The organism is Pseudomonas sp. yb_2, from assembly GCF_043103905.1.
In the GTDB taxonomy this organism is placed as follows: Bacteria; Pseudomonadota; Gammaproteobacteria; order Pseudomonadales; family Pseudomonadaceae; genus Aquipseudomonas; species Aquipseudomonas alloputida.
In genome coordinates, this window is sequence record NZ_JBICKH010000075.1 from 1 (window position 1) to 12,502 (window position 12,502).

The window sequence follows — 12,502 nt, forward strand, 5'->3', positions numbered from 1 at the left end:
GTGGGAGCGGGCAAGCCCGCGAAGAGGCCGGTACAAGCTTCCACCAAAAGAAGCCCACCCCCGCCCCGTTCATTGAGCGGGGCTTTTGCGTATCAAGGCATAATGCACGCCGCGCTGGTCGCGGTAGCAACTCAAGGTGAGAAACGTGGTGAAGAAGACGCTGTTCCAATTGCACTGGTTCTTTGGCATCACCGCTGGCCTGGTGCTGGCCTTGATGGGCATTACCGGGGCGCTGTACTCGTTCCAGGAAGAGCTGCTGCGCGCATTCAATGCCGATGTACTCAAGGTGGAAGTACGCGCCGAAGGCGTGCTGCCGCCGGCCGAGCTGGTTAAGCGGGTCGAAGCCCAGCAACAGGACAAGGTGTCGATGCTGTGGGTCGATGTCCGCGAAGGCAACGCTGCACGGGTCTTCTTCATGCCCGCCCCGGGCGAACGCCGTGGCGAGCTGCGCTATGCCGACCCGTACACAGGCGAACTCAAAGGTGAAGCGGCCGGGCAAGGCTTCTTCAACCTCATGCTCAAGCTGCACCGTTTCCTCGCCATGGGCGAAACTGGCCGGCAAATCACCGGGGCCTGCACCCTGATGCTGGTGTTCTTCTGCCTGTCCGGCCTGTACCTGCGCTGGCCGCGCAAAGCGCTGGACTGGCGCACCTGGCTGACCTTCGACTGGGCCAAGAAAGGCCGCGCCTTCAACTGGGACCTGCACGCCGTTGCCGGCACCTGGTGCCTGCTGTTCTATCTTCTGTTCGCCCTGACCGGGCTGTTCTGGTCCTATGAGTGGTACCGCGAAGGCCTGAACAAGCTGCTGGCCGACGCGCCGGCTGCGGGCCAGCAGCAAAAACGGGGTGAAGGCCGTGGCCGGCACGGGCCGCAAAAAGTCGACAGGAATGCGCCGCCGCTGGTGGTGGACTACGACGCCATCTGGGCCAACCTCAAGGACGCCGCGGGCCCAGGCCTGTCCACCTACAACCTGCGCCTGCCGCCCGCTGGTGGTCAGCCGGCCAACCTGTTCTACCTGCTCGACAACGCTGCGCACCCGCGTGCCTTCAATAACCTGGTGCTGGACCCGGCCACTGGCCAGGTTAAAAAGCACGACCGCTACACCGACAAGTCCTTCAAGGCGCAGCTACTGCAGAGTGTTTACGCCTTGCACGTCGGCGAATACTTCGGCTTGCCGGGGCGCATCATCGTCACCATCGCCAGCCTCACCATGCCGTTGTTCTTCGTCACCGGCTGGCTGCTGTACCTCGACCGCCGCCGCAAGAAACGTCAAGTGCGCGCAGCCCGTGGCAACGTCGCCAACAGCGGTAATGGCGACGGCTGGCTGATCGGCTTTGCCAGCCAGAGTGGCTTTGCCGAACAGTTGGCCTGGCAGAGCGCCGAGCAGCTGCAGGCAGCTGGCCTGCCCGTTCAGGTGCGCGCCCTTGCCGAGCTGGGTGAAAACGACCTGCGCCAGGCCCATCGCGCGCTGTTCGTGGTGAGTACCTTCGGCGACGGCGAAGCGCCCGACAGCGCTCGCGCCTTCGAGCGCAAGGTACTCGGCCAGCCTTGGGCACTCAACAACCTCAACTATGCCCTGCTCGCCCTCGGTGATCGTCAGTACCCGCACTTCTGCGGTTTCGCTCGTCGCCTTCAGACATGGCTGGGAGAGCGCGGTGCCAGCAGTGCATTCAGCCCGGTGGAAGTGGACAACGCCGACCAGGCCGCCCTGCAGCAATGGCAGCAGGAGCTGGCGCAACTGACCGGTGTCCAGCCAGTGGCCGCCTGGCAGCCGCCAACCTTTGCCAACTGGTCACTGGTGCGCCGCGAACTGCTCAACCCCGGCAGCCAAGGCCAACCGGTGTACCTGCTTGGCCTGCAGGCTGCAGAACCTGCGAGCTGGGAAGCCGGCGATCTGGTAGAAATACTGCCGCTGAATGGGCAGCCACGGATCGACGCGTTCCTCAAGGGCATGGCACTGGAGGCCAGCAGCCAGGTGCAGGTGAATGGCCTGAGCGAAACCCTTGCCCAGGCACTCGCTGGCCGCCAACTGCCGACGCGCCGCGACCACCTGATCGGCTTGCAGCCACAAGCGCTGGTCGATGCACTGGCGCCAATCGGCAGCCGCGAATACTCCATCGCCTCGATCGCCAGCGATGGTGTGCTGGAGCTGATCGTGCGCCAGGAACGCCACCCCGACGGCAGCCTTGGCTTGGGCTCTGGCTGGCTGACTGAATACCTGCCAATGAATGGCACCCTGAGCCTGCGCCTGCGGCGTAACAGTGGCTTCCATCTGCCTGAGGCTGCTGCGCCGATGATCCTGATCGGCAACGGCACTGGCCTGGCGGGCCTTCGCAGCCTGTTGCGCGCCCGGGTCAATGCCGGTGAGCAGCGCAACTGGCTGCTGTTCGGTGAGCGTAATCGGGCGCATGACTTGCTGTGTGGCGATGAGCTGCAAGCTTGGCTGGACAACGGCGACCTGGCACGGTTGGACCTGGCGTTCTCGCGCGATCAGGCCGAGAAGGTGTATGTGCAGGACGTGATGCTGGAGCAGGCCGAGGACTTCAAGCGCTGGGTGGCCGACGGGGCTTGCGTGTATGTCTGCGGCAGCCTGCAAGGCATGGCAGCGGGGGTGGATGCGGCGCTCAACGGCATGCTGGGTGAAGCTGCTGTACAGCAGTTGATCGAGGATGGGCGATATAGGCGAGATGTGTATTGATCGGTGTGTAGAAGCGGGTTTACCACGCGAATACGGTGGCGGCGGCATCGGTGAACGGCCGGTGGAAATTGGCTGGCAGGGCCGGCCCTTTCGCGGGCAAGCCCGCGAAGAAGCCGGGCCTGCTGTCAGTGCAGCTCGAAGGTATCGGCATCCAGATTGGCCGGGAACTTGGCCCGGTACGCCGCCAGTTCCGCCGCGCTCAGTACTGCAGTGAACACCCCGTCCGCCTCCCCGGCACTGAGCAGGCTCTCGCCCTGGAAATCCAGCACCTGGCTGTCACCAGAGTAAGCAAAGCCTTTACCGTCCGTGCCCACCCGGTTCACCGCCGCCACATAGCACAGGTTCTCGATCCCCCGCGCCGGTAGCAGGCGGTTCCAGTGCTGGCGACGCGCCGCCGGCCAGTTGGCGGTGTACAGCAGCAGGTCAGTGTCCTGGGCGTCACGGCTCCAAACCGGGAAGCGCAGGTCGTAGCAGATCAGCGGGCGAATCCGCCAGCCCTTGAGCTCGAACTGCACCTGCCGCTCGCCTGGGGTGTAATGTTTGTGCTCACCGGCCATGCGGAACAGGTGGCGCTTGTCGTAGTGCAGAATCTCGCCGTCCGGCCGCGCCCACAACAGGCGGTTGCGGTGGCTGCCATCGGCGGCCTGGATGATCACACTGCCGGTAATCACCGCATTGTGCTTCCTGACCTGTGCCTTCAGCCATTTGTAGGTCGGACCGTTCTCCGGTTCGCACAGGCTTTCCGATTGCATCGAAAAACCGGTGGTAAACATTTCCGGCAGGATCACCAGGTCGACCTCGCCCACCTGCTCCAGCAGCACCTCGAAGTGCGCGTAGTTGGCCTCGCGGTCGTGCCAGGCCAAGGTGGTTTGCACCAGGGCGACTTTCAGGTTCGGCAGTGTACTCAGATCGCGCATAGTCGTTCCGCTGCCTGACGCAGCGTCTCCTCTCGTTTGGCAAAGCACAGGCGTACCAGGCGTTGCTCGGGGATGGGTTGCTGGTAGAACACCGATACCGGGATGGTCGCAACGCCGTGCTCACGCGTCAGCCACAGCGACATGTCGACATCGTTCAGGTCCGGGCGGATTTGCGAATAGTCCACCAGCTGGAAATAAGTGCCCGTCGTGCGGGTAAAGTTGAAACGCGAGCCGTCCAGCAAACCGCAGAACAGGTCGCGCTTGGCCTGGTAAAAGGCCGGCAACTCATCAATATGCTCGGGGTGCCCGGCCATGAAGTCGGCCAAGGCACACTGCAGCGGCGTCACGCCACAGAAGTTGACGTACTGGTGCACTTTGCGCAGCTCGGCGCTCAAGGCAGGCGGCGCGATCACGTAACCGGTCTTCCAGCCGGTAACGTGGTACGTCTTGCCGAAGGAACTGACCACGAAGGCACGTGAGTACAACTGCTCATGGGCCAGCACACTGGCGTGGCGTACGCCGTCGTAGACCAGGTGCTCGTACACTTCATCGCTGACCAGGTAGATATCGCGGTCGGCAATAAGTGCGGCCAACTGGTCGAGGTCTTCGCGGGTGATCAGCGCGCCGCTGGGGTTGTGTGGCGAGTTGAGGATGACCATGCGCGTGCGCGGGCTCAAGGCATCGCTGAATTTCTGCCAGTCGATACGGAAGTCGCCGTCGCTCAACTGCACGTGTACACAGCGGCCCCCGGCCAGCTCCACGGACGGCTCGTAACTGTCGTAGCAGGGGTCGAAGACGATCACTTCATCACCGGCATGCACCACCGCCTGGATGGCACAGAAAATAGCCTCGGTGGCGCCGGGGGTGATAGTCACTTCCTGATCGGCATCCACCCTGGCCCCATACAGCCGCTCGACCTTGGCCGCCACCTGCTGGCGCAGGGCCGGCAGGCCGGTCATGGGCGAATACTGGTTATGCCCGGCAGCCACGTGCCGGCCCACTGCATCGAGCAGGGCCTGCGGGCCATTGAAGTCAGGAAAGCCCTGGGACAGGTTGAGTGCGCCAGTCTGCACGGCGAGCTGGGACATGGTGGTGAAGATGGTCGTGCCGACATTCGGCAGTTTGCTGCGGATCATGGAGCCCTCTTTCCTGGGGTATATCCGGCACGGGGTGGAGTCCGAGCATAGCGGATCGAGCGGTCAGGAAAAAGGTTGAAACAATAGGGGGATTGCTCTGGATCAAAGGGCGTCTGTGGGGGCGGTCTTGCCCGCCCCCACATGGCGCTGCTTAGCGTTTGTCGCGACGCTTCTTCTCGGCCTTCTTGTGGTGCGACATCAGGCGGCGTTTCTTGTTGACCTGGCGATCGGTAAGGGTGTTCTTCTTACCCTCGTACGGGTTCTCGCCGCCCTTGTACTCGATACGAATCGGCGTACCGACCAGTTTGAGCACCCGGCGATAGGTGTTTTCCAGGTAACGCGAGTACGACTTGGGAATGCTGTCGGTCTGGTTGCCGTGGATCACGATCAGTGGCGGGTTGGCACCACCGAGGTGGGCATAGCGCAGCTTGATGCGGCGACCGTTGACCATCGGCGGCTGGTGCTCGCTCACGGCATCCTCGAGGATCTGCGTCAGGCGGCTGGTCGGCCAGCGGGTGACCGCGGACTGGAACGCTGCCTGTACCGACTTGTACAAGTTGCCCACGCCCGTACCATGCAGCGCGGAAATGAAGTGGATGTCGGCAAAGTCGACGAAGAACAGCCGGCGCTCCAGCTCGGTCTTCACGTAGGCGCGCTCACCCGGCTCCATGCCATCCCACTTGTTCAGGGCAATGACGATGGCGCGACCGGCTTCAAGGGCGAAGCCCAGCAGGTTCAGGTCATGGTCGACCACACCTTCGCGTGCATCCATGACGAAAATGACGACGTTGGCATCCTTGATCGCCTGCAGCGTCTTCACCACCGAGAACTTCTCGACTTCCTCGTGGATCTTGCCACGCTTGCGCACACCGGCGGTGTCGATGAAGGTGTACTTCTCGCCATCGCGCTCGAACGGGATGTAGATACTGTCACGGGTGGTGCCCGGCTCATCGTAGACCACCACACGCTCTTCGCCGAGCATGCGGTTGACCAGCGTCGACTTGCCAACGTTCGGGCGGCCGATGATGGCGATCTTGATGCCATCCTTCTCGCTTGGGCCAGGAATGCGCACGGCTTCCTCACCTTCAGCGACGTCCTGCTCGAGGGCTTCTTCTTCGGCATCACGCGGCAGGTGACCGAGCACGGCCTCCATCAAGGCGTTGATACCACGGCCCTGGGAGCCAGCCACCGGAATGGCGTTACCCATGCCCATTGGCGAGAATTCGGCGCGGGCAACGTCGGGGTCGATGTTGTCGATCTTGTTGGCAACCAGGATCGCCGCCTTGTTCCGCTTGCGCAGGTGCTCGGCGATCATCTGGTCTGCCGCAGTCATACCCGCACGGGCATCAACCAGGAACAGCACATAGTCGGCTTCTTCAATGGCCATGAGCGACTGCTCGGCCATTTTTTCGTCCATGCCCACTTCGTCACCGGTGATACCACCGGTGTCGATCAGGATGAAGGAACGACCCTGCCAGCTGGCATCACCATACTGGCGGTCACGGGTCAGGCCCGACAGGTCACCGACGATGGCATCGCGGGTCTTGGTCAGGCGGTTGAACATGGTGGATTTGCCGACGTTCGGGCGGCCCACCAGGGCAATTACGGGAACCATCGGCTCTCCACTCTCGAATTCTTGAAAATGCAAAGGCCGCTGCAAGGCAGCGGCCGGAGTTTGGGCGGCGTGTCCTACGCCGCGGCTTGAAGCCCGCCAAGGCTTCAAGCATAGCTTCAGCGGATGGTCAGTGCCTCGAGCTTGCCGCTGTTGCCGAAGACATAGATGGTGTCGCCGACCACAAGTGGGCGGGCGCGCAGGCCATCGCTGTCGATACGCTCACGGCCTACGAAGCGGCCATCCACCTGGCTCAGCAGGTGCAGGTAACCTTCAAAGTCACCCACAGCCACGTAGCTGCTGAACACTTCAGGGGCGGTCAACTGGCGGCGAGCCATGCTGTCGTTGCTCCACAGGGCACTGGAAGAGCGCTCATCCACACTTTCCACGGTACCCGAGGCTTCGCTGACGTAGACGTTACCGAAGCCCTGGGCGACACCCACATAGCTGGAAGCATCGCGCTGCCACAGCTCGCGGCCGCTTTCCAGGTCCAGGCCCGCTACACGGCCCTGGTAGGTGCTGACGTACAGGGTACCACCAGACAGCAACAAGCCGCCGTCGATATCAACCACACGGTCCAGCTCGGAACGGCCCTTCGGGATGGCCACGCGGCTCTCCCACACCGGCACACCGTTGTTGATGTCCACCGCCACTACCTTGCCGGTAGACAGGCCGGCAACCGCCAGGCGGTTGGTGGCGATCGGCGCACCGGTGCCACGCAGCGTCAGCACGGCCGGCGAGTTTTCGTAGATCCAACGGCGGTCGCCAGTGGCGGCATCCAGGCCGATCAGGCGATCGTCCTGGGTCTGCACCACCACCACGTCACCGTTGTTGGCAGGTGGGGCCAGCACTTCGCTGGTCACGCGCGAGCGCCAACGCTCCTCACCGGTGCTGGAGTCCAGGGCAATGACTTCACCCTTGAGGGTACCGAGCATGACCAGGCCATAGCCTACGCCAACTGCACCGGAAACCTGCAGCTCCAGGTCCTTCTTCCACACCACGTCACCGGTGATGCGGTCGAGGGCGAAGACTTCGCCGTTGACGTCGGAAGCGTAGATACGGTCGTTCTCGATGGCCGGTACCAAGGTGTTGTAGGTTTCACCCTGGCCGTCACCGATCGAACGGCTCCACTGCTTCTTCAGCACCACTTCCTCGGTGAACTTGGTCAGCTCGGCCGGGGGCAGTTCCTTCTTGCTGTTGCTGCTGCAACCTGCGGCCAGTACGGCCAGGGTCAGCACTGCTGCATGTTTCCAACCGATCACTTACGCGTCCCCTTTAGCCAGGTCATCCAGCTTCAATTGCAGGCCACCGACCGCCGCGTCATCGGACAGCGCAGCCTTGGCTTTTTCGTAAGCGCTGTGTGCGTCGTCGGCGCGACCCAGCTGCACCAGCAGGTCACCCTTCAACTCTTCACGGCTGGCCAGGAAGGCTTTGTCGGCGTCGCCGTCGAGCAGCTTGAGGGCATCCTCGGCCTTGTTCTGGGCTGCCAGTACGCGCGCCAGACGCTGACGCGAAATCTCGCCCAAGGTAACGTCGGCCGGTTTGTCCAGCACGCTTTTCAGCTCGGCTGCGGCGTCATCGAGCTTGCCGCTGTCGACCGCGACCTTGGCCACGAACAGGCTGCCGTACTGGGCGTAAGCGGTGCCGCCAAACTCGCTCTTGAGCTTGCCGGCCAGTTCCGCGACCTTGGTGGCGTCCGGCTGGCCGGTCGGTGTCAGGCTGGTTTCAATCAGCGCCTGATACAACTGCGAGGCACCTTGCGACTGGTTGGTCTGGTACTTGTGCCAGGTATTCCAGCCCAACACCACCACGCCAGCCAGCAATGCACCGGTCAGCAGCGGCTTGCCGTTGCGGTTCCACCAGTCCTTGACGCCTGCCAGGTCATCATCATCGGTACTCGACACCCCAATACTCCTTTTCGCCTATTCGCTTGTTGAACCGCGTTACGCTTGCGCGATCGCGGTTTCCAGGTGCTCTGCAAGAGCATCCCAGGCAATGTTCTGTTGTTCACCCTGGCCACGCAGGGGCTTCAAGCCGATTTCTTGCTTGGCCAGCTCGTCGTCGCCGAGGATCAGGGCGAACAGTGCACCGCTCTTGTCGGCTTTCTTGAACTGGCTCTTGAAGCTGCCACCACCGGCGTTGACTGCCAGGCGCAGGCCCGGCAAGCGGTCGCGCAAGCCTTCGGACAGGCGCAGGCCGGCCAGCTCCGCCTGTTCGCCAAAGGCGCACAGGTAAACGTCGATCTGGCGGCTGATGGACTCCGGCACCTTGCCCAGGGTTTCCAACAGCAGGATCAGGCGCTCGATGCCCATGGCGAAACCAACGCCAGTGGTCGGCTTGCCACCCATCTGTTCGACCAGGCCGTCGTAACGGCCACCCGCGCACACCGTGCCCTGGGCACCGAGCTTGTCGGTTACCCACTCGAACACGGTCTTGCTGTAGTAGTCCAGGCCGCGTACCAGCTTGGTGTTGATCACGAACGGAATACCGGCAGCGTCCAGGCGGGCCTTGAGGCCCTCGAAGTGCACGCGCGATTCTTCGTCCAGGTAGTCTTCCAGCTTCGGCGCTCCGACCAGCACCGCCTGGGTGTTCTGGTCCTTGCTGTCGAGGATGCGCAGCGGGTTGCTCTTCAGGCGGCGCTGGCTGTCTTCGTCCAGTTGCTCCAGGCGCGCCGAGAGGAACTCGACCAGCGCGTCACGGTAGCGTGCGCGGGCTTCACTGGTGCCCAGGCTGTTGAGCTCCAGCTTGACCGCGTCCTGGATGCCCAGCAGGCCCCACAGGCGCCAGGTCAGCATGATCAGCTCGGCATCGATGTCCGGGCCGTCCAGGTTGAACACTTCCACGCCAATCTGGTGGAACTGGCGGTAGCGGCCCTTCTGTGGACGCTCGTGGCGGAACATCTGGCCGATGTACCACAGCTTCTGCACCTGACCGTTGCCGGTGATGCCGTGCTCAAGCACCGCTCGCACGCAAGCCGCAGTGCCTTCAGGGCGCAGGGTCAGCGAATCGCCGTTGCGGTCCTCGAAGGTGTACATCTCTTTTTCGACGATGTCGGTCACTTCACCGATCGAGCGTTTGAACAGCTCGGTGAACTCGACGATCGGCGTGCGGATCTGGCTGTACCCATAGGTGTCCAGCAGCCCGGCCACTGTGCCTTCGAAGTAGCGCCACAGCGGCGACTGTTCTGGCAGGATGTCGTTCATGCCACGGATGGCTTGCAGCGATTTGCTCACGAAAAGTCCTTACGAATTCTGTGTGTCAGCCACGAGCGATCAACGCCGCGTCGGCCTCGGCCTTTTCGGCCGCTTTCTGGCGGATGAGTTTTTCAAGCTCATCGACCAGGTTGTCATTGGTCAGCTTCTGCGCCGGCTTGCCGTCGATGTAGATCAGGTTCGGCGTACCGCCGGTCAGGCCTACATGGGCTTCCTTGGCTTCACCCGGGCCGTTGACCACGCAACCGATCACCGCCACATCCAGCGGTACCAGCAGGTCTTCCAGACGCCCTTCCAGCTCGTTCATGGTCTTGACCACATCGAAATTCTGCCGCGAGCAGCTCGGGCAGGCGATGAAGTTGATGCCACGCGAGCGCAGATGCAGCGACTTGAGGATGTCGTAGCCGACTTTCACTTCTTCGACCGGGTCGGCCGCCAGCGAGATGCGGATCGTATCGCCAATACCTTCGGCCAGCAGCATACCGAGGCCGACGGCGGACTTCACGGTGCCCGAACGCAGGCCACCGGCTTCAGTGATGCCCAGGTGCAGCGGTTGCACGATCTGCTTGGCCAGCAGACGGTAGGCTTCGACAGCCATGAACACGTCCGAGGCCTTGACGCTGACCTTGAAGTCCTGGAAATCCAGGCGGTCGAGATGCTCGACGTGGCGCAGGGCCGACTCGACCAGTGCGGCCGGGGTCGGTTCGCCGTACTTCTTCTGCAGGTCTTTTTCCAGCGAACCGGCGTTGACCCCGATACGAATCGGAATGCCGCGGTCGCGGGCGGCATCCACCACGGCGCGCACGCGGTCTTCACGGCCGATGTTGCCCGGGTTGATCCGCAGGCAATCAACGCCCAGTTCGGCAACACGCAGGGCGATCTTGTAGTCGAAATGGATGTCGGCGACCAGCGGCACGCTGACCCGTTGCTTGATCTTGCCAAACGCTTCGGCCGCGTCCATGTCCGGCACCGAGACCCGCACGATGTCCACGCCGGCGTCGACCAGACGCTGGATTTGCGCCACGGTAGCAGCGACATCGTTGGTGTCGGTGTTGGTCATGCTCTGCACCGCGATGGGCGCATCACCACCCACCGGCACATTGCCAACCCAGATTTTGCGGGATTCGCGACGTTTGATCGGAGATTCGCCGTGCATGACTTACTGTCCCAACTTCAGGCGAGCAGTCTCGCCACTGGTGAACGGGGCAACATCGACGGCCTGGCCGTTGTAGCTGACCTGGGCGCCCCGGGCAAAGCCCAGGCGTACCGCGAATGGCGGCTTGCCGGTCAGCTCGAGGTTGTCCCCCTTGCGCTTGATGGCGCTGAACAGCACCTTGCCGTTGCCGTCGCTGACCTGGGTCCAGCAATCGGCGGTGAACTGGATGGCGACCTTGGCGCTGCCTGCTGGCACCGCGGCAGGCTCGACGGCCGCCACGGCCGGTGCAGGTGCAGGTGCTGGTGCCGGCGCAGCAGTGGCCTGTACCGGAGGAGTAACCGGTGCAGGCGAAGCAGCAGGTGCGGGTTGCACAGGCGCTGTGGCAATGGTTGCCTCAGAGCTTACCGGCGCCTGTTCAGCGGCAGCAGGCTGCTCGGCAGCGCCCTGCTCCAGCGCCAGCGGCGCGCTTTCAGGTTGCTGTCCAGCGGAAACGGCCTGGTCTTCAGGCTCATCGAGCGGGTGAATCTGTGTGGTGCCGTCGGCGCTTTCGACCTCGACGTGCTCCAGGGCAATCTTCGCCAGCTCCTTGCCCCGCAGGCTGCCCTGGTCCTGCCACCAGAAAAAGCCACCACCGACCACAGCCACCAGCAACAGCAGGCTGACGCCGCGCAGGATATTGTGCGACAACCGCACAGGCTCTTCGATACGGCCCAGCGAATGCACGTCGCTGCCTTTGGCGTGGGTACCGGTGTAGCGGTCGAAGGCATCTACCAGGGCGGCCTGGTCGAGGTCCATCAGCTTGGCGTAGGCGCGAATGTAGCCACGAGCGAAAGTATGCCCGGGCAGCTTGTCGAAGGCGCCGGTTTCCACGTGGTTCAACGAACTGACAGTGAGGTTGAGCTTACGGGCCACCTCGGCTTGAGACCAGTCCCGTTTCTCACGGGCCAGGCGCAAAAGCTCACCGGGGTTCTGGCCAGGCGCTACTGCTACTTCGGGATGCGCGGCGTTCATCGTTGCTCCGACAGGTATTGCTGATATTCCGGCGTACCGGGATAAAGTCGTTGTAATTGCTGGCCCAATTCGGCCAGTGTGCCCTGCTCGTCGAACACCCTGGCAAGGCGGCTGCCCAGCAGCAGGCTACGGGCGTCGTGGTCGCTCAACTGGCTGAAACGATCGTAGTAGTCCCGGGCCGGCACATAATGCCTGTTTTCGTAGGACAACTCAGCCATTTCCAGCAACGCTTTTGGTTGCCGCTGGTTGAGTTGTAACGCTTTCAACAGATACGCGTGCGCCTGATCGCGGCGTTCGAGCTTCAGGGCGGTCAGGCCCAGATTCTCGTACACGCGTGAGCGCTCAGGATACAGGGTATCGGCACTGGCCAGGCGAAACATCTGCTTGGCCTCGGCAAATCGCCCCTGAGCATAAAGGAAACTGCCGTAATTGTTGCGAATTCGCGTGTCGCCGCGGCTTATCAGCAAGGCCTTGCGAAAATGTGCTTCGGCCAACGCCGGCTCGCCTTGGGCTTGAAACACTACCGCCAGGGCGGCGTGCGCGTCGACATCCTGGTCATCCAGCGCCAGGGCCTTTCCCAACGGCGCCTTGGCCTGTTCGGTCAAACCTTGTTGCAAATAACCCAAGCCAAGCTGCACATAAGCTCGCCCTGCCTCCACCCTGCCCTGGCGGCTGGCCAAGGGGTCGCTCGCGCCGCCCGACACGCAGCCGGCCAGCAGCGAAAGCGCAAGGATCGACAGCGCGGCACGCAGGCTCATGG

General features: G+C 62.9%; 10 protein-coding genes. 1 reads left to right on the forward strand and 9 read right to left on the reverse strand.

Going from position 1 to position 12,502, the window contains the following annotated elements; all coding sequences use genetic code 11:
- Window positions 1–145 precede the first annotated feature (145 nt).
- Window positions 146–2,698: a PepSY domain-containing protein gene (locus ACF8FB_RS19745; RefSeq protein ID WP_392511720.1), complete on the forward strand. Its 2,553-nt coding sequence runs from the start codon at window positions 146–148 to the stop codon at window positions 2,696–2,698.
- Between the two features lie 125 nt (window positions 2,699–2,823).
- Here ACF8FB_RS19745 and ACF8FB_RS19750 read toward each other — a convergent pair whose 3' ends face one another.
- The 9 genes from ACF8FB_RS19750 to pilW all read right to left on the reverse strand — a co-directional run bounded on the left by ACF8FB_RS19750 (window position 2,824) and on the right by pilW (window position 12,500).
- Entirely contained in the window at window positions 2,824–3,615 is a 792-nt protein-coding gene (locus ACF8FB_RS19750; protein WP_392511722.1) for an amidohydrolase, read from the reverse strand.
- Complete coding sequence (locus ACF8FB_RS19755) at window positions 3,603–4,751, reverse strand: pyridoxal phosphate-dependent aminotransferase (protein WP_003248511.1); 1,149 nt, start codon at window positions 4,749–4,751, stop codon at window positions 3,603–3,605. Before ACF8FB_RS19755 ends, ACF8FB_RS19750 begins: the two co-directional genes overlap by 13 nt.
- Window positions 4,752–4,902: 151 nt before the next feature.
- Window positions 4,903–6,366 carry a ribosome biogenesis GTPase Der gene (gene der, locus ACF8FB_RS19760; protein ID WP_010952071.1) on the reverse strand — a complete coding sequence of 488 codons (1,464 nt, stop codon included), beginning with the start codon at window positions 6,364–6,366 and terminating at the stop codon, window positions 4,903–4,905.
- A gap of 116 nt (window positions 6,367–6,482) precedes the next feature.
- On the reverse strand, window positions 6,483–7,625 hold the full coding sequence (gene bamB / locus ACF8FB_RS19765) for an outer membrane protein assembly factor BamB (protein WP_004576298.1): 1,143 nt from the start codon (window positions 7,623–7,625) through the stop codon (window positions 6,483–6,485).
- The gene (locus tag ACF8FB_RS19770) at window positions 7,626–8,267 is read right to left on the reverse strand and encodes a tetratricopeptide repeat protein (protein WP_003248514.1); all 642 of its coding nucleotides are present in this window, start codon (window positions 8,265–8,267) and stop codon (window positions 7,626–7,628) included.
- A 39-nt stretch (window positions 8,268–8,306) separates the two neighbouring features.
- The gene (hisS, locus tag ACF8FB_RS19775) at window positions 8,307–9,596 is read right to left on the reverse strand and encodes a histidine--tRNA ligase (RefSeq protein ID WP_003248516.1); all 1,290 of its coding nucleotides are present in this window, start codon (window positions 9,594–9,596) and stop codon (window positions 8,307–8,309) included.
- A gap of 25 nt (window positions 9,597–9,621) precedes the next feature.
- On the reverse strand, window positions 9,622–10,731 hold the full coding sequence (ispG, locus tag ACF8FB_RS19780) for a flavodoxin-dependent (E)-4-hydroxy-3-methylbut-2-enyl-diphosphate synthase (RefSeq protein ID WP_010952070.1): 1,110 nt from the start codon (window positions 10,729–10,731) through the stop codon (window positions 9,622–9,624).
- Window positions 10,732–10,734: 3 nt separating this feature from the next.
- A complete protein-coding gene (locus tag ACF8FB_RS19785) occupies window positions 10,735–11,742 on the reverse strand; it encodes a RodZ domain-containing protein (protein ID WP_010952069.1) in 1,008 nt (335 codons plus the stop codon).
- A complete protein-coding gene (gene pilW / locus ACF8FB_RS19790) occupies window positions 11,739–12,500 on the reverse strand; it encodes a type IV pilus biogenesis/stability protein PilW (RefSeq protein ID WP_049586424.1) in 762 nt (253 codons plus the stop codon). The genes ACF8FB_RS19785 and pilW overlap by 4 nt, the downstream gene beginning before the upstream one ends.
- Window positions 12,501–12,502: the final 2 nt, after the last annotated feature.